Below are 24857 nucleotides of genomic sequence, written 5' to 3' on the forward strand. Positions count from 1 at the left end.
TGAGGGGTACTGCGAACCGAGTGATTAATACCCTTTGGCGAAGCGCGCCAAATGGAAGTCCGTATCGCCGAAACGCTTTTCGAGCAACGTCATGAAGCGGAAGTAGTGGCCAACCGGATATTCCTCGGTCATGCCGATACCGCCGTGCAACTGCACGCCTTGTGCGCAGACAAAACGCCCCGCCTTGCCGGTGGCTGCTTTCGCCGCAGAAATCGCCCGAGCGCGCTCGTCGGCAGGTTTGTCCAGGTAGGCCATGCCCCGGTAGAGGATGGAACGGGCGTGCTGCGCCTCGACGAACATTTCAGCCATGCGGTGCTGCAAAGCCTGAAACTTGCCGATGGGCTGACCAAACTGGTTGCGGGTCTTGATGTACTCGGCAGTCATGTCCATGACGCCGTGCATGACACCCAGGCTTTGCGCCACAACGGCCAAGGCTGCGCGGTCCGATGCTTCCTCGAGAATGGGTTGGCTGAGCGAGGGTTCGACAAGCAGCGCGGCGGCGGGTAGATCAACCTTGCTGAATCGAACATCCGCAGCCCGGGTGCCATCAACCAGTGCGTATTCGATCACTTCCACGCCCGGTGCAGTGCGGTCGACGACGAATATCGCAGGATGCGAATGGTCATCCAGGCGCGCGGTCACCAGCAACTTGTCAGCGGAAGGCGCATCGAACACCAGCGTCTTCAAACCATCGAGCTGATAGCCGTCTGCTGTGCTGCGTGCCATGGTCTGTTCAATGCTGCCCACGGCGAAACGTGAGCCGCACTCGCTATCTGCCAGCGCGAGCAACAAATGACCCTCGATCACGGCAGGCAACAGATCCTGGCGGTGGTATTCGGAGCCTGAGCGGTCAACGATGCGCGAGCACAACATGACGCTGCTGATAAATGGCTCCAGCACCATACCGCGGCCAAACGATTCCAGCACCACAGACGCTTCGACGAATGAGCAGTCCAGACCGCCGACATCCTCTGGCAAGGTCAATGCCAGCCATCCCAACTCGGCGAATGTCTGCCAGTGTTCCCGACTGAAACCTTCGCCAGACGTGGCCTGGTGCCGGCGCTGCTCGAAGCCGTAGTCATCGCGAATGTATCGCTCCACGCCATCACGCAGCATCAACTGCTCTTCGGAAAGATTGAAATCCATGTGAAAACCCTCAGAGTCCGAAAGCCAGTTTGGCGATGATGTTTTTCTGTACTTCGCGAGCCCCGCCGTAAATGGTTGAAGCACGCTGGAAGAAGTACATGTTGGTGCGGCCCAGGGTGTGGGCTGGCCAGAGATCGTCCCATTCTTCGGAGGCGTCTTTCTGCCGTGCGTCGTGACTGAAAAAACGCAACGCGCGAGGTCCCATCGCGTCGACCTGCAATTCGGTCACGCGTTGCTGCAGTTCCGAGCCACGTACCTTCAGAGTCGAAACGACGGCATCGAGGTTATCGCGCAGTTCCTCCTTCGCCAGAATCCGCAATACGGACCATTCCAGCGCGAGGATGTCGGCCTCGATCTCCGCCACTTTGCGAGCGAACACGGGCGTCTCCAGCAGTGGCACACCATCGATCAGTTCGGCACGGGCAATGACCTTGGCTTTTTCCAGTTCGCGCTTGTTGAAGTAGATGAATGCGCTGGAGGTGCGCTCCTTTTCGAGCAGGTATTTGGCGTAGGTCCACCCCATGCCCGGCTCACCGACCAGTTGCTCTTTGGGAACCCGGACGTTTTCCAGAAACACTTCGGTCAGGCCATGCCCACCGTCGATGGAAATGATCGGTCGTACGGTGATGCCAGGTGACTTCATATCGATCAGCAGGAAGGAGATGCCCCGTTGCGGCTTGACCGTCGAATCGGTGCGTACGAGGAAAAAGCCCCAATCAGCGATCGTCGCATCACTGGTCCAGATTTTCTGGCCAGTGACCACATAGTGCGTGCCATTTTCGTCGAGCTCTGCGCGAGTCTTCAGGCTGGCGAGGTCAGAGCCGGCATTCGGTTCGGAGAAGCCTTGGCACCAGAAGACTTCACCCGACAGCAAGGGTGGCAGGAAGGTCTGCTGCTGCCACTCGTTGCCAAATGCGATGACCACGGGAGCCATCATGTGGGTGCCTTGCCAACCATAGTCCAGGCCGTTGGCATTGAGCATTTCCTCCAGGAAGATATGCTTTCGGATCGGCGACCAATCAGTCCCGCCAAATTCTTGCGGCCAGTGCGGTGCGCCCCAACCACGCGCGTGCAAGGTCTTTTGCCATTGGCGCAGGACATCACGGGGTGGAGGATGAGCTCCCACGTAACCAAAGTGAGCGACTTCAGGGCTGACACTTTCCTGGAAAAACTGCCGGACTTCCTGACGGAAGTTCTCATCTTCGGGGCTGAACTGGAAATTCATACTGCAGTCTCTCACTGTCGTTGAAAGGTTGGCGATAAAGGCAGCGAAGGCTGCTCAGCCATTGGAGGCCAGTGCGCGCTCACGCAGCGCAACCTTGTTGATCTTGCCCGTCGCGATGCGCGGCAATTCGCTGATGAACTCGATGGCCTTCGGGCACTTGTAGGAAGCAAGCACCGATTTGCAATGGCCGATCAGCTCGGTCTCGGTGAGCCTGGCACCCGGCGCAGGGACGATGAAGGCTTTTACCGCCTCACCCCAGCGAGGGTCTGGAATGCCAATGACCGCCGACTCCAGCACCTGTGGATGCAACTCGATCGCTACCTCGACTTCCCGGCTGTAGATGTTTTCACCACCGGAAATGATCATGTCCTTCTTGCGATCCACCAGGAACAGATAGCCCTCATGGTCCTGATAACCCATGTCTCCGGTGTGGTACCAACCGTCACGCAGGGCTTCCATGGTGGCTACCGAGTTGTTCCAGTAACAGGACAACTGGGTGTCCGAACGCAGCAACACTTCGCCGGTCTCACCCTGTAAGCAGTCATGACCCTCGTCATTAACAATCCGCAAGTCAAATCCCGGGGCAGGCAAACCGACCGACTCCAGCCGCCTTATCTGATCCGGGCTGCCATTGGGATTGACCTCGTGACGAGGCAAAGCGCAAGCATTGCTTTCGGTCATCCCGTATTGCACTGAGAAGATCGGGCCAAGCCTCTCGATCGCCCGCTTGAGCAGCGGCACCGGAATCGGCGCCGCTGCCGTCACGACATGTTCGAGTGACTTGAGGTTGAAATCATCTATCTGCGGCAGGTCGAGCACCGTTTGCAGCATGGCCGCCACCATGAAGGTAAACGTCACCCGCTCCTCCTGGACGGCCCGCAAAGCAGCCAGCGGATCAAAGCCTTGATGTACGACGGTCGAGCCGCCCATCCAGGCGGCGGAGTTGACGAACCCGATGCCGCCGATGTGAAACGCAGGCGTAGTTTGCAAAACCCGAGTCGCACCACTGAAGCCGGTTACCAGGGCACAGGATTCGGCAGTTCTGCACATGGCGTGGTGAGTGCGCACTACGCCCTTGGGCGTTCCCGTGGTGCCGCTGGTGTACATCAGGTAGGCATAATCCTGCGGCTGGGCGCGAATAGGCGGGCCCGCCTCATCGCCATCGGCGATCGCCTGCTCGAAGGGCACCGCCCACTGCGGCGTCACACCGATGCAGATGAACTGCTCGATCGTGGGTAGCTCGGCGCGAAGCTGATCGACCAATGCCGTGTATTGCGCTTCAAAAACCAGCGTCCTGGGCGAGGCGTCCTGCAGGATGTAGAGGATTTCCCGGGGGGCCAGGCGGAAATTGACCGTAGCGGCAATGAATCCTGCCCATTCACACGCACGGTACGTTTCAAAATACTCCACACAATTGGTCGACAGAATCGCCACGCGATCCTGGCGGCGCAGACCTGCACGATAGATAAAGGACGACAGCCTGCGCGCGCGTGCAGCCAATTCGTAATTGCTCACCCGCCGTGAAACGCTGGTGAAAGCATTGCCAGCAGGAAAATAGCGAGCATTGCGCTCGGTCATCTCACCAAGAGTCTTCATTGAAATTCCGTCATTTTTATCAGGCTGTTGTTGAACGGATTATCTGAGTGCTGCGCGAAGCGTGGCGTCAGGCCTCCAGAGCGGCAGGATCTGCAAGCAGTCCGGCCACCCTGGCGGTAAACCGCGCGGCGTCGGCGCCGTTAACCACTCGGTGGTCATAACTTAATGAAAGCGGCAGGGCCAGGCGCCACTCGATGGCGTCCCCGCTACCGCGGCGCGGCTTCTCTTGTGCGCGCGTGACCCCGAGAATGGCCACCTCGGGCGCATTGACGATCGGGGTGAACGCTGTTCCGCCAAAACTTCCGAGCGAGCTGATGGTAAAGCTGCCGCCACTCATTTCAGCCATCGAGAGGCCCTTGTCACGCGCTTTCGTTGTGATGGCCTGGAGCTCGGCAGCCAACTCGTGGATGCTCTTGCGATCACAGTCGCGCAGCACGGGGACCAACAGACCGAAGCGCGTATCTACGGCCACGCCAATGTGGAAATATTTTTTGAACACCAGGTTCTTGCCAGTGCCGTCGAGCGAGGCGTTGAACTGCGGGAAGCTTTGCAGCGCACCGACCACCGCCTTGATGAGATAAGGTAGCAGCGTCAACTTGGTGCTCACGCCCGCTTCGTTCTGCGCTTTACGCAACAGCTCAAGATCGGTGATGTCCGCATCGTCGTGGTGAGTGACATGGGGAATCGTCACCCAGTTACGCGCCATGTACTTGGCGGTCAACACTTGCACCCGGCTGAGCGCACGAGTCTCGATCTCGCCAAACTCGCTGAAATCGACCTGCGGCCACGGCGGCAAGTCGCTACCGAACGCCGGCTGTGCAGGTCGCTCGACGGCGGGTTGGCTGGACTGTTTAGCCACTGGAATATCGACGCTCATTCGCTTCACCCTACCCTACGATTCTTAGACAATCTCAGCCAACAGGGTGCCAACCTCATAGGTCTCACCGGCCGCAGCGATGATCTTCAAGGTGCCACTGATCGGAGCCTCGACTTCCTGGACTGACTTGTCGCTTTCCAGGGCATAGATGATCTGGCCTTCTTCGACCGGGGAGCCATCGGCGACCAACCATTCGGACAAGGTGCCTTCATTCATCGAAAAGCCCAGTTTGGGCAGGAGAATCTGAGTGCTCATCACGCTTTCCTTAATTTAAGTTGCTTCATTTGAACGTTGCACGGACGGCCACTTCGATCTGCTCGAGGCTCGGAACGTGTGCGTCTTCCAGTGGTTTGGAGAACGGCACCGGGGCGTAGTTGGAACCGACACGCTGCACGGGCCCCTTGAGTTGGCCGTAAAGCGACTCGTAGATGAGCGAGGCAATTTCTGCACCGACACCAAACGGTTTGACCGCTTCATGGACGATGACTGCCCGCCCAGTCTTCGCCACAGAGGCGAGGAATGTTTCGGTGTCCAGCGGCGAGATGGTCCGCAGGTCGATCACCTCGGCCGAAATGCCCTCGGCAGCGAGCTTCTCGGCCACCGCGCAGCAGTCCAGCACTCGCCGGCTGTAACTGATCAAGGTGACGTCGGTGCCTTCGCGCAGAATGCTGGCCTTGCCCAAGGGGATTTTTACCCCGCGCTCGGGGGCAGGCCCCGGCGTCCAATAGGTCGGCATGTTTTCGATGAACAACACCGGGTCGTCGTCTTCGATGGCTGAGAGCATCAAGCCGTAGGCATCAGCCGGACTGGAGGGCGCAACCACCTTGATGCCAGCAGTATGGGCGAACCATGCTTCGAGATAATCCGCATGTTGCCCGCCCGTACCGAAGCCTGCACCGGTCATGGTGCGGATGACCATTGGCACATGCGTTTGCCCGCCCGACATGAAGCGTAGCTTCGCTGCGTGGTTGACGATCATGTCCATGGCCACGGTGGTGAAGTTCATCAGCATGATTTCGGCTACTGGCCGCATGCCAACAATCGCCGCGCCAATGGCTGCGCCGATGATTGCCTGCTCTGAGATCGGCGTGGAACGCACCCTCGCGTCGCCGTACTTGCTGGACAGGCCTCGGGTCACCCCGACAATGCCGCCTTCTTCCTTGTCGCCGACATCCTCGCCGAGCACAATGACATTGACGTCCGCCGCCATCGCGTCGTCGAGCGCCTGATTGATTGCCTGAATAGTGTTGATCTTGGCTGGCTGGTTCATACGTTCACCTCATCCTTGTAGATATCGCGATGCAGTTCCGCAAGATCCGGGTAGGGGCTGTTCAAGGTGAATTCGACAGCCTCGTCGATTTCGAGCTCGATGGCTGCTTCCAGGGTCGCCAACTGGTCTTCGCTGGCAAGGCCGGTCGCGATCAGCCAGTTGCGGAAAAGCGGCACCGGGTCTTTGGCCATCCACGCATCTTTCTCGCCCTTGTCCATGTAGGCATCGGCATCACCGAAGACATGTCCATGGAACCGAAAGGTCTTGGCCTCGATCAGTGATGGACCGAGACCCTGGCGCGCCCGATCGACGGCTTCGCGCGCAGCAAGGTAGGTGGCAACGGGATCGTTGCCGTCCACGGTGATGCCCGGCATGGAATAGGACGCCGCGCGCTGGGCAATGTTGGCCACGGCGGTTGAGTTGGCATATTTGGTATGCTCGCCGTAGCCATTGTTCTGGCAGACGAAGATCACTGGCAGCTTCCACACCGAGGCCATGTTCAGCGCTTCGTGGAAAGCGCCGATATTGCTCGCGCCGTCACCGAAATAAGCCACGCTGACACGCTTCTCACCACGGATCTGGGCGGCGAGCGCCAAGCCGTTGGCAATCGGCATCGAACTACCGACGATGCCGGTGGTGACCATCACGCCCGTTCCCGGATGGGTCACGTGCATCGGCCCACCCTTTCCCTTGCAGGTACCCGTGGCGCGACCGCCGAACTCAGCCCAGAGGTCATTGAGCGGGATGCCCTTGGCGATCATGTCATGCACACCACGATAGATAGTGCAGATGTAATCCTCATCGTCCAGGCACGCCGACACTGCCGAAGGGATAACTTCCTGCCCGCGTGGCGAGTAGTACGGCATGACCAGCTTGCCGGACTTCAGCACCGCACGAAAACGCTCATCATTCTGTTTGATCCGAGTCATGCGCCGGTAGATGCCTACAAGGATCTCGCCGTCCGGGATTGCGGCTGTCATTTTTAATTCTCCATTGGAACCAAATCAAAGGCTGAGTTGTTGACTCACCAGATCTTGTCCTGCCCCGCCGAGTGCGCAGCAGCGATGTAACCGAAGATAAAGGATGCGGCGATACTGGTGCCGGCCCCCGGATACACACGCCCGCTGACCCCTGCGGTGGCGTTGCCCGTGGCGTACAGCCCACTGATGGGCTGGCCGTCTTCGCGCAATACCCGAGCGTACTCATCGGTAACCAGCCCGCCGGCAGTGCCGACATCACCCGGGTACATGCGAACCGCATAGAACGGACCCTTTTCGATGGCGCCCAGGTTGGGGTTTGGCTGGATGGTCGGGTCACCGTGACTGCGGTCGAACGCCTTACCGCCGCGTGCAAAGTCTTCATCTTTGCCGCTGGCACAAAACCCGTTGAAACGCTGTACGGTCGTGAGTAGCCCGCGGGTATCGATACCGCACTTTTTCGACAGTTCCTCAAGCGTCTCGGCCTTGATCATGTAGCCACTGTCCAGCCACTGCTGCGGCACCTTGCCAGGCATCGCCGTTCCCCAGGGGTAGAATTCACGCTGGCGACTGTCCATCACCACCCAACTGGGCACGGCCTTGCCGGTTTCGGCCTGGCGCTTGTACATGCGCTGGCCGATTTCCATGTAGGACCCCGCTTCATTGCAGAATCGCTGGCCGTCCTGATCGACCATGATCGAATAAGGCAACGACAAATCCAGGTGATGCATGAAAGGCAAAGGTTCACCCGCCGGTGTGCGCGCGCCTTCGGGGAACGTCTGACCCGGGCCGAGGGACGTCACCACCCACCAGGCTTCGTCCATGCAATCGGTGGCGGCGCCAAGACGCATGGCGGCTTCAATCACTTCGCCGGTATCACCTGGGTTCGCATTGGTCCAGTCGGCGGAGGTTGGTTGTGGCTGGTAGCGTTTGCGCATCTCTGCATTGTGCGAAAAGCCACCGGTATTGATCAGCACGGCGTCATGCGCCTGGATGCGCCGTACACGGTCATCCTGACGAACCGTTACGCCCACCACCCGGCCTTGCTCCACGATCAATTCCTCGACAGGCGAGTCGGTCCAGATCGGCAGTTGTTCGCGCAATGCGATCTGCAACATGCGTCCCTGAATGGCGGCACCACCGCCCAGGATGTTCTGGCCACGCAGCTTTTGCTTGAGCATGCGCCAGCCCAACTGCATGGCCTTGCGCTTGCCCGCCCAGGTCCGCTTGAGCAGAAATAATGTTGGAAATTCATTGGAATTGGCCGGGATCGCTGCGCCACGGTAGCGTGACAGGCGCCCTTCCCATTCGCCCAGTTCCCGGACGTCGAACAACTTGGCCACTAGCGAGCGTCCACGCGGCTCACCGCCTGGACGGTCATCGTAATAATCGCTCCAGCCGTCGGCGTACTCGAACGCCATGCCTTTGCGCTCAAGAAAGTCGACGATCAGAGGGCTCATGTGCAAAAAAGCATCACGGCGTTCGACGCTGGTGGAAGGACCCTCGTAGGTCACCACGCTGTCGAAGTATTGCCGAGCGCGCTCGTAGGAGTCCTCCACGCCGTGGCGTTTCATGACCGGGTTGTTTGGCAGCCACCAAACCCCGCCCGAATAGCCAGTTGAGCCACCGATCTTATCCAGCTTCTCGATAATCAGTGCACGCTTACCCAGCTCCTTGGCCTTGAGTGCCGCACACATCGAGCCGCCACCACTGCCGATGATGACCAGGTCGTAGGACTCGTCCCATTGACTCATTGCGCGGACTCCGTGCCGTAGATGTATTCCTGAAGTTCACGGTGGAAATTGGAGATCGACGATTCCTGCAGTGGGTTAGTCCGTGAGCCGTCGAAGCCACGAGACTTCATGCCCATCTGCACCTGCCCCATGTTCTGGAAGTCCTGGCTGAGGATCAGGCCGAAATTCTTGACCGTATCCTTTTTCCAATCATCGACGCCGTGATAGAACTCGCGCTCGAGTTTGGGTTCCTGGCCGGGTGCATAACGCTTGAGTGACCAAATGTCATAGATGCAGGAATCGGGATTGTCGCCATCGGGACGGGCACGATAGAACAGAGCGCCGTCCGGATAGTGCAGGAACACCAGGTTGGGGAAGACGTGCCAGTCGGTGCCGGCGCGCATCATCTGCTCCATCGAGATATTCGGCCAACCGGCCCCGTCGGCGATGGCGGCTTCGACCTGAAACTGCATCGCCTTGCTCAGCACCAGCATCTGATCCTGAGTCGGTTCCACTTCCGTCAACAGCCGCTTGGTGGCCTCGTTGTCCCGATCGGTGAAGATTGCCTTCAGCTGGTCTTCCATGATCTGGTAGAACTTCACCATCCCCGGACGGATATCATCCGGAATGGGTTTACCCGTGCGCGGGGACGGCGTGCCGGGCAGACGGGTCGCAGTCGAGTAGTCGAACATGCCGTGCTTGCCGAAAGCAAAGCTGCGGGTAACGTCGTCGCCCTGGGTATCGAGAATTTGCGGATGTGTCGCGGCGACGTGGTAGCCCTCGTTGAAGGCCTCGAGTGCGACTTTCCAGTTGCACGGCAGACGCACCGACTTGTACCAGCGGTAGCGCATGTTCTCGAATTCGTAGCAATCGGTAATCTCGGGGACCGGCGCCAGGTACTTGGCCAGCGGCTCGGCATTGGGGTCCATGTTGATGAACACGAAGCCACCCCAGGTATCCACCAGCACTTCCTTGAGTGCCAGCTCTTCATGAGTCATGTTCGGGCAACCGGCCCAATCCTGCTCATCAAGGATACGCAACACGCTGCCGTCAAGGTTCCACTGCCAACCATGGTAGCTACAGTGGAACTTGGCGGCATGCCCGCAACCACTGGTGAGGCGACGCCCCCGGTGCTGGCAGACGTTATAGTAGGCCTTGATCTTGTCACCAGTAAGACGAGTGACGATGATGGACTCGTCGATCACGTCGAAAGTGACGTAATCCCCCACACTGGGAATCTCCTCGAGGCGGCAGGCAACTTGCCAGACCTTGGGCCACATCCGCTCCTTTTCCAGATGAACGTATTCCTTTGACAAATAACCTTCACGGGGGACGAAGTCAGGCCGTACGGTTTTGGGTGCCGATTCTCGAGCGGTCATTGCAAACCTCCTTCACCGGCAGCCTCTGTAATGCTGCCTTTGGCTTATTATTCTTGTTTGAAGAGCGGCTGAAGCGCTCTATCATTTTGTGAACGATGTTCAAGACTATAAACGGCGCGAGATTGAGTGTCAACGCACTGCAACATCGAAGATGAGGGCTTAAAGACGTGGAAAAATGACGCGGGATTGAAGCTTGAGACAATGTAGGAAGGGCCTCACAGGTCTGGCATCGGTCGACGCAGACCCAGCCCTGAGGTTGTTCGCGGCCCGCGGCCGCGAGGTGCCATCCGGCAACCGAGAGCACATCAATCGCTGTCAGTCGATTTTCCAGCGCAACGGAAGATGAAGCAGGCCGTTGACCATGCCTGAGGCGCAACGAGGTGGGTCTTCTGCAACGAGTTCGAACTCCGGTATACGCTTGAGCCATTCCTGGAGGAAAACCTTGATTTCCATCCGGGCCAGAAATGAGCCGGGGCAGCGATGAGGACCATTTCCGAAAGCCGCGTGCAACACCGGCTTGCGCTCGAAATCGATGGCCATGGGATCACTGAATCGCCGCTCATCAAGACCAAACAGTGCGTTTGGCACCTGGATAGGGTCGCCGCGCTTAAGGTATACACCATTGAGATGCATATCCTCGACCACTACACGCGCCGTGTTGGTCACGCCGTGCCGCCTGACCAACTCGTCCACCGCCGTCAGTATGAGCTCGGGCTGTTCGACCAGGCGCCTGCGCTCGACAGGATGCTCGGCCAGGTAACGGCAAACAAAACCCATCATGGCCGCCACCGTATCCAGCCCACCGAATATCACCACCACAAGCAACCCGAACATGCGCTGCGGCGCAATGGGCTCTCCATCGACCTTGGCATTGACGATCAGGCTGATCAAGTCGGTTCCGGGTTTGTGGCGTCGGTTCTCGATCCATTTTCCGATGTAACCCGCCAGCATCTGTTGGGACCGATGGCGCTCCTCGACGGTGCCTCGCACAGCCAACTCGGTCATTTCCAGCAGCTGCAGCCGGTCCTCCTGGGGCAGGTCAACCAGTCGCAGAAAAATCACGATCGGCAGCATCTTGGCAAACTCACCAATGAACTCACACTCGCCCTTGCCCGCAAACCCCTCGATCAGTTCAACCGTCAACAGCCGTATATCGCCTTCCATTGCAGCGATGGCTTGGGGCAGAAATGCAGGCGTGATGAGCGCACGATAAGCACTGTGCTCTGGCGGATCGAGCTCCAACGGCACCAGCGCAGGATCCTGTCCCGGGGGGATGTTCACCCGCGCATGAGAAAAGCGCTGATGGTCTTTCTGTATGACTTCGATATCGTCGGCGCGAGTGGCAATCCAATGCCCACCGTTGTAGGGCGACCAGACGATGTCGGGTCCGTTGTGCAGGGCCTTCCAGGCCAGGTGAACATCGGCGGTCACATTGGGAGGGTTCATGAAATCGAAATCGACGACACGGTCGCTGGGGACATGTTCGGGCACGGTCCAGGTAGCAGATGCATTCATTACAGCCTCCACGGATGTTGCTGTTAGGTTATCGGGGGCGGGTATCAACGAGGCCTCGTTACCCGCGGCGAAGCATGTCCGCCGCCTGACGAATGGACTGGGCTATGGGGTACAGCGGGTCCTGGTCGATTGACGCGGGATTGAAAAGACGGTTGTGACAAATCGCCACCGCCAGGTTCAGGTCAGGATCGGCCCAGCCAATCGAGTTACCCTGCCCCGGGTGACAAATGGCTCTGGGGTTTTGCACGCAGCCAACCGGAGGATGATCGCCCCCCAGCCAAAAGCCACCCTCGGTGATCGGAATTGGGAAACCGAACATCACAGCGTCGGGTTCCGCGCTATTGGCACGCGGTGCCCTTATTGCCGCCACACGCTGCGCCGACAACAAGCGCACGCCGTCCAGCTCCCCGCCGTTAGCCAGCAATGCCCAGAAACGCGCTTGGGAACGGGCGGTGAAAATGCCGCCGACCCCGGCGATCTCCGCTCGGCGCACGTCCGCTCGCTCGAAGACTTGCGGCACGAGCGCAACCTGCGGCGGCATGGACGCCAGGAACAGGGGCGGCAGGTGTTCGGGCGGCGTGACGAGCATGGCATCGATCTGCTTCGCAACGCGGTGCTCAACGGCGTCGGGCAGGCCGATCCACAGGTCGCGGATGCCCAGAGGTTCGGCGATCTCCTCGCGCACGAACTGCCCCAGCGAGCGACGACCGGGATCTACACGACGCACCAGCTCGCCGATGATCCAGCCAAACGTCATGGAGAGGTAGAGCGTTCTGGTACCGGGCTCCGCCAGCGGCTCCAGGTCGGCGATGGCGCGGGTCATCCAGTCCCAATCACACATCCGCTGCGGCGTCACATCCCTCGGCATCTGTGGCACGCAGGCGCGGTGAGTGAGCACATGGCGCACCGTGGTCGCCGCTTTGCCCTTTGCCCCGTATTCCGGCCAGTAACGGCTTACCGGCGCGTCATAGTCGATGTGCCCCCGCTCTGCCAGGATGTGCAGGGCGGTCGCCGCGACCGCCTTGGTGACCGAGTAAACGTTGAACAGCGTGTCGCCGTCTACAGGGCGCAGGTCTTGCGGGTCTGCAATACCACTCCAGGCATCGACGATCAATTTTCCATCCAGATAGGCCGCCACCTGCACACCGACCTCACCGCCTTTGCCGGTAGCATTGTCCAGCGCGCGTTGCACGATCGTCTGCACGCGCGGATCGAGCTTCTGCTGCATGTCTACCTCTCCAATTTACGACGGGTTGAGTAGTGACCGGAAGCCTGGTAACCGAGGAATCATTGAGCATCTTCAAGGATCAATTGCGCGGCTCGCCATGCCATGGCCATCATCGGCCCATTGGTATTGCCGGACACCATCGTCGGGATAACCGACAGGTCCATGACACGCAGCCCTTCTACCCCCCGAACCCGTAGCCTGGGATCCAGCACCGAGTCGTCGCGCGACCCCATCGCACAGGTCCCACAGGCGTGATAACCAGACTGCCCTCGCTGGCGGAACTCCTCGAGGATCTGCTCGTCGGTCTGCACCTGCGAGCCTGGATAGGTTTCGCCCTTCACCAGGTGCCTCATGGGCGCGCTGTGGACAATCTTGCGCATGAAGCGAAAGGCCCCGATAGAGACCTGCCGATCGTATTCATCGGCCAGATAGTTGGTGACGATCCGGGCAGGCCGACCGGGATCAGCAGATTCGATCGTCACACTGCCCTGGCTGCGTGGACGCAATGGATAGGAAAAAAGCTGCATGCCGGGATCAGTTTCGCAACGATAGGTTGGCGCGCCAAAATCCATCGAATAGGGGGCCATCATCAACTGCGCATCCGGCCGCTCCAGGCCCGGATGAGTTTTGAAGAACCCACCCACCGGAAAGGGGCCGAGGGCCATGACTCCACTACGGGTGAGCGCGTATTGAACGGCATTCTTGAACAATCGGGCGCCGGAAAACTCGCGGTTCTGGCTCTCGTGCCAGTCATGTAACCTGAGTTGCAGGTAGCACAGAAGGTGCTCACGCATGTTTTGCCCGACCTCCGGGCTATGGGCGACGACCGCGATACCCAGCGGCTCCAGCAAGGCTCGGTTGCCGATGCCGGACAACTGCAGCAAACGCGGCGATTCCAGCGCTCCTGCACACAGAATGACCTCTCGCCGCGCGCGGTGGATGCCGGGTTCAGCCGTGCCTTCGCGGGCACTCACACCGATCGCCCGGCGCCCGTCAAAAAGAACCTTCTGCACCTGGGTATCGGTCATGACGTTGAGGTTGCGCCGTTTGCGCGCAGGCTTCAAAAAGGCTTGTGCGGCGCTCTGCCTCACGCCTCGCGACAGTGTATAGGTGAGGTAGGCAACACCTTCGTGGTCCAACTCATTGATATCTTCCTTGCGCTTCAAGCCCAGGGTTTCACAGGCCTCGATCACGGCATCGCCCACGCCTGTGCGCCGAGGATAAGGAGCGACCTTGAGCGGGCCTTCATCCCCCCTGAGCGCAGACGCGCCCAAGGCGTGATTTTCAATGCTGCGAAACGCCTTGGCCATGGTCTCCCAGCCCCACCCGATCGCCCCATTGGCCGCCCATTCGTCATAGTCCGCGGGATGCCCGCGCATATAGACCATGCCGTTGATGGCACTGGAGCCGCCCAACATCTTTCCGCGCGCCCATATTTCCTCGCGGCGCCCACTCGCAGGGTCCACGGTAACGGGAAGGTGCCAAGCGTGGTTGGGGTCGCTCAGCAGCTTGCCAAAGCCTCTGGGCATCCGCACCAGGGGGTTACGGTCGTCGGGCCCCGCCTCTATCAGCAGCACGCTGTGTCGTCCACTGGCGGACAATCGATCGGCCAGGACACAGCCAGCGGAACCTGCTCCGACAATGATGTAGTCAAAATCGCTCATATTTGATTGGGCTCGTTTTGCCGCACCGGCGAGTGCCAGGCGGCACGACTGACGGAGAGGATGCTCAACCGAACTTGACGTGGATCGAATGCGGTACGCGCATCATGGTCCCACGCGTCTGCGGTGCCGGCTTATCCGGGTCCAGGCGCAGGTTGGGCAAAAGGTCGAGGATGGCATTGAGGGCCCGGGTCATCTCCACCCGCGCCAAGTGCTGTCCGATGCACACATGTGGACCGAAAGCGAAAGCAAAATGCCGATGCTGCGGCTTGCGAAAAATGTCGAACTTGTCCGGCTCGGGGAATTTCGTCTCGTCGCGGTTGGCGGAGCCTGCGACGACGTCGATGAAGGCGCCTTGGGCAATGTCCACTGAACCCAGCGTCACAGCCTTGCTCGCGTATCGAGACTGCATCAGCACGGGGCCGTCCCAGCGCAGGGCCTCTTCAATGGCCTGAGGTATCAGGGAGCGATCCTCTCGGACCGCGGCGAGCTGTTCTGGATGATGCAGCAACGCACTCAGTAACACACTGGTGGCACGGTAAGTCGTGTCGCCAGCCGCATTGACCAACTGACGGAGGAAGGAAATGAGCACTTCTTCGGGCAAGTATTCTCCGTCTACTTCCGCCAGGGCCAAATTACTGACCAGGTCGTCACCCGGATTGCGCCGACGTTCGGCTACAAGATTTTCGAAATAGGTACCCAGCTTGCGTGAGGCCTCGGTGCCATGGGCAACGTCCACGGCGACGACCGTCTGGGCGATGGCCATCTTGTGGAAGATGGCGACATCTTCCGGCGGTAGCGCCAACTGGCGGTAGATGATCTGGAAGGGATAATGCAGGGTGAAGTCCTGAACCAGATCGGCCTCGCCCCGATCGACAAACTTGGCCATCAGTTCGTGAACCACCGGATCGACCAGTTTGTCGCCCCATGCAGCGACCGTCTGCGGCATGAATGCTTTTTGAAAAATTCTACGGAAACGCGGGTGCTCGGGGACGTCCATGGTGGAGATGCTGCGCCCGAAGCTGATCCCCAAATTGTAGGTGTAGCTGTGGTTGGTAAATGTCTTGGGATCCCCAAGCACTTGCGCCACCTCATCGTAGCCGAAGACGCAATAATGCTGAGCCTGGGCAGGGCTGGTGATGTCCGGCGCAAGCCCCATCATCACTCGATAGTCTCCCTGATGAACACTGGCCTCTCGCCTCAGCTGCGCGAGCCTTGGATACGGATCCGGGTGATCGCCAAATACCAGTGCATCCTCCATGAATGGATCGAAGGACGGATCATCAAACGGCTCGATTGGCTGCACCCTGCTCATCACTACAAATCTCCGGCGTGTCCATAGTAGTCAGCTACCGCACGATATCCGCGCTCGAAAGCCGGAACGTGCTTTTCGCCACTCTAGGCAACCGCCGTAATGGGATAAACCCACATAAACCAACAACATCTTTCAATGAAATTGAATAATGCCGCGCTGTTCAAGCGGCATACTTTGTCGTGACTCGAGCGACGCGATGGGCGGGTTTCGAATAAGTCACAACGCCACGTACGTGGATCAAGTCGTCGATCAAAGGTGTCGATATGAGCGAAGTACTTTCAGGCACTGCCATCATCGTGGGCGCAGGGCACGCCGCCGGTGAATTGGCAATCCATATGCGAGACAACGGCTGGCGAGGCCGAATTTCTGTCATCGGTGAAGAGTCGTCCCTCCCCTATCATCGCCCGCCGTTATCGAAAGCTTACCTGGCAGGCACCGTCACTGCTCAAAGCCTGCTGATAAAGCCAATGGCAGTCTTTGAAAGCGCGAACATCGAGTTCATCGGAGGCGTAAGGGTCAACGCCATCGATCGCGCCAGTGCCAGGGTCCACCTCGCCGATGGCAGGACAGCGCACTACGACCGACTCATTCTGGCCACGGGAGGAAGACCACGCCCGCTGCCAGTGCCGCGAATTCAACAAAGGACCCCGGACAACCTCCATTACCTGCGCACGCTCGCGGATGTCGATCGCATGCGCGAGCAGTTCAAACCTGGCAAGCGCCTGGTGATCATTGGCGGTGGCTACGTTGGCCTCGAGGTGGCTGCCGTTGCAATAGAGCGCGGGCTGCACGTCACGATCCTGGAAGCACTGCCGCGCGTGCTGGCTCGGGTCACTGCCCCCGAACTGTCGGCTTTCTACGCCGCGCAACATCGAAACGCGGGCGTCGAGATTCGCACTGACACTCAAGTGGAGGACGTCCAACTGGATCCTTCAGGTAATACCATCACCACGGTGGTGTCCGTCGATGGCAGCTGGGTTGAGGCTGATCTCGTCGTGGTCGGTATCGGTCTTGTCCCCAACGTCGAGCTGGCCTCAGATGCCGGCCTGGCAGTAGACAACGGCATCCTGGTCGACGAGTTCGGTCAAACCAGCGACCCGAATATCTATGCCGCCGGTGACTGCACCAACCACCCCAATCGCTTTTTTGGGCGACGACTGCGACTGGAGTCGGTGCCGAATGCCCTGGAGCAGGCGCGCTGCGTCGCTGCGTCAGTCTGCGGCATACCCAAAGCCTATGCGTCCGTCCCATGGTTCTGGTCGGACCAATACCATCTGAAGTTGAAAATGGTCGGTCTGTCCCAAGGCTATGACCAGTTGGTGATGCGCGGGACGACTGAAAGCGAATGCTTTGCCGCCTTCTACTTGAAAGACGGTTACCTGCTGGCGGTCGATACGGTCAATCGCGCGCCCGAATTCATGTTGGCCAAGCGGCTGATCAGCGAACGGATCCGTGTCGACCCGTGTCGCCTGGCTGACGAGGACATCCCTGTCAAAGACTGGCTGACCCATCCCTGACATTTCCCCGCGAGGTTACCCATGCCAACGATCATCTTCATCCAGCCAGACGGCAGCGAACAGCGCATCGATGCACCGCTCGGCCTGTCGGTCATGCAGGTCGCGGTCAATCATCAGGTTCCCGGCATTCTCGGGGACTGCGGCGGCAGTTGCAGCTGCGCGACCTGCCACGGCTACGTCGAGCGAGAATGGGCGCAGCATATGCCTGTTGCCGAGCCCTATGAAAATGACATGCTCGCCTGCGCGGTCGAAGTCACCGAAAGCAGTCGGCTCAGTTGTCAGATCATCGTCACGCCGCAGCTGGATGGGCTGGTGATCCGGCTCCCCCCGACATCACGCTGACCTGAGCGTGCGAGTCCCCCCGACAACAAAAACAAAGCGAGACCACACATGACTAATATTGACTTTACCCACCGCGTCGCCATTGTCACCGGTGCAGGCGGTGGCCTGGGTCGCACCTTCGCCTTGGAACTCGCCGCCAGGGGTGCTGCAGTGGTGGTGAATGACTTGGGCGGTCGGTTCGACGGCCAAGGCAGTTCCCATGGGATGGCGGATGAGGTCGTGGACGCCATCCGCGCGGCCGGCGGCAAAGCTGCCGCCAATTATGACTCCGTCAGCAGCCGCGCCGGTGGCGAAAGTATCGTGCGAACAGCATTGGAAAACTTCGGCAAGGTCGACATCGTCATCAACAACGCCGGTCACTTGCGCAACGCGTCGTTCGAAGACATCGATGACGAAACCCTCGATTCGCTTTTGGATGTGCACCTTAAAGGCGCCATCTACGTCACCCAACCTGCCTACAGGATCATGAAGCAGCAAGGCTACGGCCGAATTTTGTTCATGTCCTCCGGGGCGGCCGTTTTCGGTAATCCCAAGCAGGCGGCGTATGCCGCCGCCAAGGCCGGACTGTTGGGCGTGATGAACGTGTTATCACTCGAAGGCAAGGACCACGGCGTGCTGTGCAACGCGCTGCTTCCCGTCGCCACCAGTCGCATGGAGGCCGCGATGGACCCTGAACAATTGGCCGCGTTTACCGCCCAATATGCGTCATTGGGCGAAAAACTGGGCAGCTCCTACTTACCCGAGTTTGTCACGCCGCTTGCGGTCTACCTCGCGAGCGAATCCTGTACCAGCACTCGCGCAATCTATTCGGCGGCCCTCGGTCGATATGCGCGAGCCTTCATTGGCGTGACGGACGGCTGGGCCGGTCCGCGATACAAGCCGGCAACAGCCGAGGGCCTGGCCGAGCATTTTCTGCGGATCGGGGACGTGGGAGCGTTCAGCATTCCGGATTCCCTGTCCGACGAATTCTCGATTATTGGCCGCACACTGGGTCAATCGCTGTAACATGCTATCGCCCTGCGGGATCCAGGGCGTTCTGTTTCGTTGGAGATGAACGTGGACAAGCTACGCAGCATGGAAGTCTTCATGGCGGTGGTGGACCATGGCAGTCTCAGTACCGCAGCGACGGCGCTGAGTCTGTCGCCGTCGATGGTCTCTACCCATTTGAGCAAGCTTGAGCGCGCTTTGGGCGTGCGCCTTCTCAATCGCACCACACGCCGCATCAACCTGACCGACGAAGGCTCGATCTATTATTCGCATTGCCGGCATCTGCTCGATGAGCTCGCCGACGTAGAGTCCCTGCTCTGCGGTTCGCAAGTCCAGCCGCGCGGAAGGTTGCGTGTAGACGCCCCAAGTATCATTGGCCAATACCTGGTCGTCCCCATGCTTGACGCGTTTCGCCAGCGTTATCCGGACATTCAGCTGGACTTCTCGGACTCCGAGCAGCTCTACGATACGGTCGAAAGCCAGCATGACGTGATCATCAGGCTCGGTCCCCTGGGCGACTCGAGCATGATCGCGCGCCCGCTTGGCCACACTCCCCTGCTCACGGTGGCTTCGCCGCGCTACCTTGCAACACGTCAAATGCCACAGGTTCCGGAAGACCTGCGCGCCCATGACTGCATCAGCTACCGGGATACACGCACCGGCCGGATGCATCCCTGGTCGTTTGAGCAGCATGGTCATCGCAAGACGCTGGACCTGCCAAGCAACCTGTCCATCACACAAGGCTGCATCCAGATAGAAGCAGCGCTGAGTGGTCAAGGCGTCATGCAAGGCATGGGGTTTTATCTGGAGGAGCACCTGCGCAGCGGGGCGCTCTGCCAGATCCTGGCGGATTGGGTAACGGACGCCCCAACCATGGAAATGCTCTACCCGCAGGGGCGCAGAGCGTCACGCAAGGTACACGCGTTCGTCGATTTCATGCTTGAACACTACCCAGCGGGCAGGCCCATTGCAGCGCCCCCACGTTCTGCGATTTGAAATCGCGCCATACGCAAAAATGCTACCCGCTTGCGATGTGATGCAGTCCCGGTATCAAGCCGGCGCCTGGGCGGAAAACATCTGACGAAGCGCGATTTTATTGACCTTGCCGCTTGGAAGGCGCGGCAGTTCGGTCACGAAGTCCACGCTGGTCGGCCGCTTATAGCGCGCAATCCGTATTCCAGAAAAGTCGATCAACTGTTCAGCGGACAACTCGGCATCCGCCTTCAGCACCACGACTGCCTTGACGGTCTCGCCCCACTTCTCGTGTGGCACACCGATGACCGCCACGTCGCTAACATTCGGATGAAACATGAGCGCCTGCTCGACCTCCTGGCAATAGATGTTTTCACCGCCGGAAATGATCATGTCCTTCTTGCGGTCAACCAGATACAGGAATCCCTGATCGTCGCGCCACGCCATGTCACCGGTGCGTAACCACCCATCACGCAGCGCTTCGAGCGTGGCGGCATTGTTGTTCCAGTAATAAGCCAGGTTGGCGGGTGAGCGGATCCAGATCTCACCCGGTGTTCCGTCAGGGCAGTCCTGCTCGTTGTCATCCACGATACGGATGTCACAGTAGGTCATGGCCTGCCCGATCGAGCCAAGACGGCGCAAGTCTTCCTCGCTTCCCTCTAGCTTGTGCAGATGCCGGGGCAACACCGTACCGCTGGTCTCGGTCATGCCCCAGGAGTTGACGAATATGGGCCCCAGTAATTCCACCCCGCGTCGCAAGACCGCGACTGGCATGGGCGCGGCGGCATACAGGATGGTTTCCAGGCTCGACAGATCGTAGTCGCGGATATCGGGAAGCTCCAATACCTGCTGCACGATGGTCGGGGCCATGTGCACGGTGACCACGCGCTCACGCTCAATGGTGCGCAGCACTTCGCGGGGCTCGAATTTACGATGCAGGATCACGCAGCCCGCATTCCAGAACTCCGATAGCATCATCGACAGCCCGCCGGCATGAAACATGGGCATCATCACAAGCACACGCCCGTTGATGCGGATGTCCATCACGGCGGCCTGGTTTTGCGCCAGGGCAAGATCGCCTCGCTGGCTGCGCGCTGCCCCCTTGGGTCGCCCAGTGGTGCCGCTGGTGTAGACCAGATGCACGATATCATCGGGTACCGCTCGCATCGGCGCGCCAACGCTTTGCGCTACCGAAAGAGCTTCCTCGTAGGGCTGCGCCCAAGGTGGGCAGTTTCCGATGCACAGGTAGTGCTCGACCGACTTCAACTGCGGGCGCAGGGCATCGATCACATCGCTGTACTGATCTTCGAAAACCAGTACCCGAGGGGCGCTGTCCTGGAGGATGTATTCGATTTCAGGTCCTGCCAGGCGGAAGTTCACCGTGGCACAGATATAGCCCGTCAGCTGACAGGCCGCGTACACATCAAAATATTCATTGCAATTCATTGCCAGGATCGCAACGCGATCCTGATGTCGCATACCGCGAGCGTACAAGGCGGATGACAACCTGCGAGCGCGATCGAGCAGTTGCGAATAGGTGATGCGACGGTCATCGTAAACGACCGCTTCCTGGTGCGGAAACAGGCAAGCGTTGCGTTCCAGCAACTCACCGAGTGTTTTCATTATTATCTCGTATGCTGATGGTCCAGAGTCGGCAGTCAGGGGGGGCCCGCACCTGCCGCTCATGTAGAGGTCGCCGCGTTGTACCGGACCTGCGACGACCGTTAGCGTCAGGTTAGACTGCCAGTCAATTCCGGTACAGCCTCAAACAGGTCCGCCACCAGGCCGTAATCGGCCACCTGGAAGATCGGCGCTTCTTCGTCCTTGTTGATCGCAACGATCACTTTGGAGTCTTTCATGCCGGCCAGGTGCTGGATCGCGCCGGAGATACCGACGGCGATGTACAGCTGTGGAGCAACGATCTTGCCGGTCTGACCGACCTGCATGTCGTTGGGTACGAAACCTGCGTCGACGGCGGCGCGGGAAGCACCGACGGCAGCACCCAGCTTGTCGGCCAGGGCGTACAGATGTTTGAAGTTGTCGCCGTTCTGCATGCCGCGGCCGCCGGAAACGACGATCTTGGCAGCGGTCAGTTCCGGACGATCGGACTTGGCCAATTCTTCGCCGACGAAGCTGGAAATACCCGCATCGTGAGCAGCTGCAACGGCTTCAACCGAAGCCGATCCACCTTCAGCAGCAACCGGGTCGAAACCGGTAACACGCACGGTGATCACTTTGACCGCAGCGTTCGATTGAACGGTGGCGATGGCGTTACCGGCATAGATCGGGCGCTTGAAAGTGTCAGCGCTTTCGACCGAGATGATCTCGGAGATCTGGTCAACGTCCAGTGCAGCGGCAACGCGCGGCAGGATGTTTTTGCCGTTGGAAGTCGCGGCAGCCAGGATGTGGCTGTAGCCCTTGCCCAATTCGGCAACCAGAGGAGCAACGTTTTCCGGCAGCTGGTGAGTGTAGGCGGCGTTATCGGCCACCAGCACTTTAGCCACGCCCGCGATTTTCGCAGCGGCTTCAGCCACGGCACCAGCGCCTTGGCCTGCAACCAGAACGTGGATGTCACCACCGATTTTAACGGCGGCAGCGACGGTGTTCAGCGTGGCCGGGGCCAGCACTTTGTTGTCGTGTTCAGCAATAACCAAGATAGTCATTTAGATTACCTTCGCTTCGTTTTTCAGTTTCTCGACCAGTTCAGCCACCGACTTGACCTTGATACCCGCGCTGCGTGCAGCTGGCGCTTCGACTTTCACGGTCTTGTTGGTGGAGGCGGTGGAAACGCCCAAAGCGTCCGGAGTCAGCACTTCGAGAGGCTTCTTCTTGGCTTTCATGATGTTTGGCAGGGACGCGTAGCGCGGCTCGTTCAAACGCAGGTCGGTGGTGACGATGGCCGGCAGTTTCAGGGAAACCGTCTGCGCGCCGCCGTCGACTTCACGAGTCACGGCAACGCTGTCGCCGCTGATTTCGACTTTGGACGCGAACGTGCCCTGACCGTAGCCGCTCAATGCCGCGAGCATCTGGCCAGTCTGGTTGTTGTCGCTGTCGATGGCCTGTTTGCCAAGGATCACCAGCTGAGGCTGTTCCTTGTCGACAACGGCTTTCAACAGTTTGGCAACAGCCAGCGAAGTCAGATCTTCGGCGGATTCGACGAGGATGGCACGGTCGGCACCCAGAGCCAGCGCGGTGCGCAGTTGCTCCTGAGCGGTGGACGGGCCGACGGAGACGACGACGATTTCAGTCGCAACACCCTTCTCTTTCAGGCGTACGGCTTCTTCCACGGCGATCTCGCAGAATGGGTTCAACGACATTTTGACATTGGCAAGGTCGACACCAGAGTTATCCGGTTTGACGCGAACCTTGACGTTGTAGTCGACCACACGTTTCACAGCTACAAAAACCTTCATCGCAACCTCGCAAATATACGAACGACATTCACAATGATGAATAACGTTTGGCGCATTGTCAAACGTTCGCCTCTATGATCCGAGCGCCTGGTCGAACCACTCGTCCTATTCCGCTGGCAAACCTTCACACACCTGCTATTTATATTTACAAACGGCGTTCAGTTTTGCTGAGCGCTGTGGCAAGATCAAGCCAGCGCCTGAGATGTACTCTCAGAGACCACGCATCTCGACAGAGGGCCAGGCGCTACTAATTCCAATAACACTGCTAAAAGCAGGTATGAACGACATGAAACTATCCTTACCCGTTAGTGTTTCGCTGTTCATGTTCGCCCTCATCGTTGGCGCGCATTTCGTTATCGAAAGCCGCCAGGCTGAGCTTCGAGCTCGTGTCGAGGCTTGCCACCTCCATCCCTATACCTGCTACGCACCGACAGGCAGCCTGGCGATGCTCCGCTAGCGAGCCTGCTTTCGCTTGGACCACCACGACCCAGGGCCGCAATGCGGCCCTGGGTTTTGGTGCTGAATCGGATTGATTCCTGCGGATTTGCCCTACATCAATGTGCCATAACGTTCGACGTAGTGGTCGCTGTCGCCCCATGTCATATCAATCACGGTCAAACGCTTGAAGAACCAACCCACCGCGAGTTCATCGGTCATGCCCATGCCGCCGTGCAACTGCGTGGCATGTTGCCCGATCAAGCGGCCGGCGCGTCCGACCAAGGTCTTGGCGGCTGAAACCGCGCGTGCTCGATCATCGCGCTCACCATTTAGATTGGCCGCAGCGTAGTGGGTGATGGAACGTGCCTGCTCGCTCAGCCCGAGCATTTCGGCAACCCGATGCTGCAACACCTGGAAGGTGCCGATCGGCTTGCCAAACTGCTTGCGGGTCTGCAGATACTCGACTGTCAGTTCAATCAAGCGGTCCATGCAACCTACGGCTTCGGCACACAAGGCGAAGCAGGCACGATCCACGGCCCACTCCAGATCCTCCAATGCCTCATGCACCGGCCCCAGCAAGGCATCTCGAGCCACGTTGACGCCATCAAACTGCACCTCCGCGACACGTTGCCCATCCAGCCCGGCAAAACTGCGTACGATGACGCCGGGCGAGTTCGCATCAATCAGAAACAGACTAATGCCATGACGGTCAGTTTGCGCGCCGCCGGTCCTCGCGGAAACGATCAGCCAATCAGCAGAGTCACCGTGCGATACCACGCTCTTGCGCCCCTCCAGACGGAAACCGTCTTGAGTTTCGCGAGCAATGCACGACACATCGCACAAGTCGAATCGGCTCTGCGGCTCCAGCGTTGCCAGGCTGATGCGAAGTTCACCACTGGCCAACGTCGGCAACAAATGCTCTTTGTGCTGCACGCTGCCAACCCGCTGCAGCAGCGGGGCGCCGACCAGCGCGCTGGCCAGATAGGGCTCCAGAACGAGCCCCCGGCCAAATGCTTCCATCACCGCCAGCATTTCTTCGGCTCCAGCGCCGAGACCACCATACTGCTCATCGAGAGCGAGGGCTAACAGGCCAGTTTCAGCGAGCGCCGCCCAGTTGTCCTCGGACCAGCCCCGGTCGCTCGCAGCCGAGACGCGGCGCGCCTCGAAATCGCATTGGCGTTCGACAAAGCGGGCAACCAGGTCAGCGAGCATCTGCTGCTCTTCATTGAGGGAGAAGTCCATCGCAAAACCTCCGGGCGTATGCGC

21 protein-coding genes are annotated in these 24857 nt (G+C 59.3%); 4 read left to right on the forward strand and 17 right to left on the reverse strand.

The features are described 5' to 3' along the window. Positions 1–24 precede the first annotated feature (24 nt). The 13 genes from ABH909_RS19685 to ABH909_RS19745 all read right to left on the reverse strand — a co-directional run bounded on the left by ABH909_RS19685 (position 25) and on the right by ABH909_RS19745 (position 15922). A complete protein-coding gene (locus tag ABH909_RS19685) occupies positions 25–1146 on the reverse strand; it encodes an acyl-CoA dehydrogenase family protein (RefSeq protein ID WP_429436289.1) in 1122 nt (373 codons plus the stop codon). 10 nt (positions 1147–1156) lie between these two features. Further along, positions 1157–2371, reverse strand: coding sequence for an acyl-CoA dehydrogenase family protein (locus tag ABH909_RS19690; RefSeq protein ID WP_429385641.1), 1215 nt, complete (start codon positions 2369–2371; stop codon positions 1157–1159). Positions 2372–2425: 54 nt separating this feature from the next. Continuing rightward, positions 2426–3967: a class I adenylate-forming enzyme family protein gene (locus tag ABH909_RS19695; protein WP_429385639.1), complete on the reverse strand. Its 1542-nt coding sequence runs from the start codon at positions 3965–3967 to the stop codon at positions 2426–2428. A gap of 67 nt (positions 3968–4034) precedes the next feature. Continuing rightward, on the reverse strand, positions 4035–4844 hold the full coding sequence (locus ABH909_RS19700) for a 2-oxo acid dehydrogenase subunit E2 (protein ID WP_429385637.1): 810 nt from the start codon (positions 4842–4844) through the stop codon (positions 4035–4037). Positions 4845–4868: 24 nt separating this feature from the next. Next, complete coding sequence (locus tag ABH909_RS19705) at positions 4869–5099, reverse strand: biotin/lipoyl-containing protein (protein ID WP_429385635.1); 231 nt, start codon at positions 5097–5099, stop codon at positions 4869–4871. A gap of 25 nt (positions 5100–5124) precedes the next feature. After that, a complete protein-coding gene (locus ABH909_RS19710) occupies positions 5125–6114 on the reverse strand; it encodes an alpha-ketoacid dehydrogenase subunit beta (protein WP_429385633.1) in 990 nt (329 codons plus the stop codon). Next, on the reverse strand, positions 6111–7094 hold the full coding sequence (locus ABH909_RS19715; protein ID WP_429385631.1) for a thiamine pyrophosphate-dependent dehydrogenase E1 component subunit alpha: 984 nt from the start codon (positions 7092–7094) through the stop codon (positions 6111–6113). Before ABH909_RS19715 ends, ABH909_RS19710 begins: the two co-directional genes overlap by 4 nt. A gap of 44 nt (positions 7095–7138) precedes the next feature. Continuing rightward, the gene (locus tag ABH909_RS19720; protein WP_429385629.1) at positions 7139–8845 is read right to left on the reverse strand and encodes an FAD-binding protein; all 1707 of its coding nucleotides are present in this window, start codon (positions 8843–8845) and stop codon (positions 7139–7141) included. Beyond that, complete coding sequence (locus ABH909_RS19725; protein ID WP_429385627.1) at positions 8842–10203, reverse strand: aromatic ring-hydroxylating oxygenase subunit alpha; 1362 nt, start codon at positions 10201–10203, stop codon at positions 8842–8844. Before ABH909_RS19725 ends, ABH909_RS19720 begins: the two co-directional genes overlap by 4 nt. Before the next feature lie 315 nt (positions 10204–10518). Next, complete coding sequence (locus ABH909_RS19730) at positions 10519–11718, reverse strand: cytochrome P450 (RefSeq protein WP_429385625.1); 1200 nt, start codon at positions 11716–11718, stop codon at positions 10519–10521. 58 nt (positions 11719–11776) lie between these two features. Then, complete coding sequence (locus ABH909_RS19735; RefSeq protein WP_429385624.1) at positions 11777–12946, reverse strand: serine hydrolase domain-containing protein; 1170 nt, start codon at positions 12944–12946, stop codon at positions 11777–11779. 59 nt (positions 12947–13005) lie between these two features. Next, the gene (locus ABH909_RS19740; protein WP_429385622.1) at positions 13006–14610 is read right to left on the reverse strand and encodes a GMC family oxidoreductase; all 1605 of its coding nucleotides are present in this window, start codon (positions 14608–14610) and stop codon (positions 13006–13008) included. Between the two features lie 64 nt (positions 14611–14674). Next, positions 14675–15922 (reverse strand): cytochrome P450, encoded by a 1248-nt coding sequence (locus ABH909_RS19745; protein ID WP_429385620.1) that lies wholly within the window; start codon positions 15920–15922, stop codon positions 14675–14677. A 263-nt stretch (positions 15923–16185) separates the two neighbouring features. Between ABH909_RS19745 and ABH909_RS19750 the strand changes: the two genes are divergently transcribed. The 4 genes from ABH909_RS19750 to ABH909_RS19765 are packed head-to-tail and all read left to right on the forward strand — an operon-like array spanning position 16186 to position 19764. Next, positions 16186–17439 (forward strand): NAD(P)/FAD-dependent oxidoreductase, encoded by a 1254-nt coding sequence (locus tag ABH909_RS19750; protein ID WP_429385618.1) that lies wholly within the window; start codon positions 16186–16188, stop codon positions 17437–17439. A gap of 21 nt (positions 17440–17460) precedes the next feature. Continuing rightward, on the forward strand, positions 17461–17781 hold the full coding sequence (locus tag ABH909_RS19755; RefSeq protein ID WP_429385616.1) for a 2Fe-2S iron-sulfur cluster-binding protein: 321 nt from the start codon (positions 17461–17463) through the stop codon (positions 17779–17781). Positions 17782–17829: 48 nt separating this feature from the next. Continuing rightward, the gene (locus ABH909_RS19760; protein ID WP_429385614.1) at positions 17830–18786 is read left to right on the forward strand and encodes an SDR family NAD(P)-dependent oxidoreductase; all 957 of its coding nucleotides are present in this window, start codon (positions 17830–17832) and stop codon (positions 18784–18786) included. A gap of 51 nt (positions 18787–18837) precedes the next feature. Further along, a complete protein-coding gene (locus ABH909_RS19765) occupies positions 18838–19764 on the forward strand; it encodes a LysR substrate-binding domain-containing protein (RefSeq protein WP_429385612.1) in 927 nt (308 codons plus the stop codon). 54 nt (positions 19765–19818) lie between these two features. Here ABH909_RS19765 and ABH909_RS19770 read toward each other — a convergent pair whose 3' ends face one another. The 4 genes from ABH909_RS19770 to ABH909_RS19785 all read right to left on the reverse strand — a co-directional run bounded on the left by ABH909_RS19770 (position 19819) and on the right by ABH909_RS19785 (position 24833). After that, a complete protein-coding gene (locus ABH909_RS19770) occupies positions 19819–21363 on the reverse strand; it encodes a class I adenylate-forming enzyme family protein (protein ID WP_429385610.1) in 1545 nt (514 codons plus the stop codon). Positions 21364–21470: 107 nt separating this feature from the next. After that, complete coding sequence (locus ABH909_RS19775; protein ID WP_429385608.1) at positions 21471–22403, reverse strand: electron transfer flavoprotein subunit alpha/FixB family protein; 933 nt, start codon at positions 22401–22403, stop codon at positions 21471–21473. After that, complete coding sequence (locus tag ABH909_RS19780; protein ID WP_429385607.1) at positions 22404–23153, reverse strand: electron transfer flavoprotein subunit beta/FixA family protein; 750 nt, start codon at positions 23151–23153, stop codon at positions 22404–22406. 549 nt (positions 23154–23702) lie between these two features. After that, positions 23703–24833, reverse strand: coding sequence for an acyl-CoA dehydrogenase family protein (locus ABH909_RS19785; RefSeq protein ID WP_429385605.1), 1131 nt, complete (start codon positions 24831–24833; stop codon positions 23703–23705). Positions 24834–24857 lie beyond the last annotated feature (24 nt).

The organism is Pseudomonas sp. BS3782 TE3695 (assembly GCF_050435305.1).
In the GTDB taxonomy this organism is placed as follows: domain Bacteria; phylum Pseudomonadota; class Gammaproteobacteria; order Pseudomonadales; family Pseudomonadaceae; genus Aquipseudomonas.

Coding starts and splice junctions, on each gene's coding strand:
- ABH909_RS19695 (WP_429385639.1), bottom strand. CDS start 3,967: ATGAAGACTCTTGGTGAGATGACCGAGCGCAATGCTCGCTATTTTCCT.
- ABH909_RS19700 (WP_429385637.1), bottom strand. CDS start 4,844: ATGAGCGTCGATATTCCAGTGGCTAAACAGTCCAGCCAACCCGCCGTC.
- ABH909_RS19735 (WP_429385624.1), bottom strand. CDS start 12,946: ATGCAGCAGAAGCTCGATCCGCGCGTGCAGACGATCGTGCAACGCGCG.
- ABH909_RS19750 (WP_429385618.1), top strand. CDS start 16,186: ATGAGCGAAGTACTTTCAGGCACTGCCATCATCGTGGGCGCAGGGCAC.
- ABH909_RS19710 (WP_429385633.1), bottom strand. CDS start 6,114: ATGAACCAGCCAGCCAAGATCAACACTATTCAGGCAATCAATCAGGCG.
- ABH909_RS19715 (WP_429385631.1), bottom strand. CDS start 7,094: ATGACAGCCGCAATCCCGGACGGCGAGATCCTTGTAGGCATCTACCGG.
- ABH909_RS19720 (WP_429385629.1), bottom strand. CDS start 8,845: ATGAGTCAATGGGACGAGTCCTACGACCTGGTCATCATCGGCAGTGGT.
- ABH909_RS19690 (WP_429385641.1), bottom strand. CDS start 2,371: ATGAATTTCCAGTTCAGCCCCGAAGATGAGAACTTCCGTCAGGAAGTC.
- ABH909_RS19745 (WP_429385620.1), bottom strand. CDS start 15,922: ATGAGCAGGGTGCAGCCAATCGAGCCGTTTGATGATCCGTCCTTCGAT.
- ABH909_RS19730 (WP_429385625.1), bottom strand. CDS start 11,718: ATGAATGCATCTGCTACCTGGACCGTGCCCGAACATGTCCCCAGCGAC.
- ABH909_RS19725 (WP_429385627.1), bottom strand. CDS start 10,203: ATGACCGCTCGAGAATCGGCACCCAAAACCGTACGGCCTGACTTCGTC.
- ABH909_RS19780 (WP_429385607.1), bottom strand. CDS start 23,153: ATGAAGGTTTTTGTAGCTGTGAAACGTGTGGTCGACTACAACGTCAAG.
- ABH909_RS19740 (WP_429385622.1), bottom strand. CDS start 14,610: ATGAGCGATTTTGACTACATCATTGTCGGAGCAGGTTCCGCTGGCTGT.
- ABH909_RS19755 (WP_429385616.1), top strand. CDS start 17,461: ATGCCAACGATCATCTTCATCCAGCCAGACGGCAGCGAACAGCGCATC.
- ABH909_RS19770 (WP_429385610.1), bottom strand. CDS start 21,363: ATGAAAACACTCGGTGAGTTGCTGGAACGCAACGCTTGCCTGTTTCCG.
- ABH909_RS19760 (WP_429385614.1), top strand. CDS start 17,830: ATGACTAATATTGACTTTACCCACCGCGTCGCCATTGTCACCGGTGCA.
- ABH909_RS19685 (WP_429436289.1), bottom strand. CDS start 1,146: ATGGATTTCAATCTTTCCGAAGAGCAGTTGATGCTGCGTGATGGCGTG.
- ABH909_RS19705 (WP_429385635.1), bottom strand. CDS start 5,099: ATGAGCACTCAGATTCTCCTGCCCAAACTGGGCTTTTCGATGAATGAA.
- ABH909_RS19775 (WP_429385608.1), bottom strand. CDS start 22,403: ATGACTATCTTGGTTATTGCTGAACACGACAACAAAGTGCTGGCCCCG.
- ABH909_RS19785 (WP_429385605.1), bottom strand. CDS start 24,833: ATGGACTTCTCCCTCAATGAAGAGCAGCAGATGCTCGCTGACCTGGTT.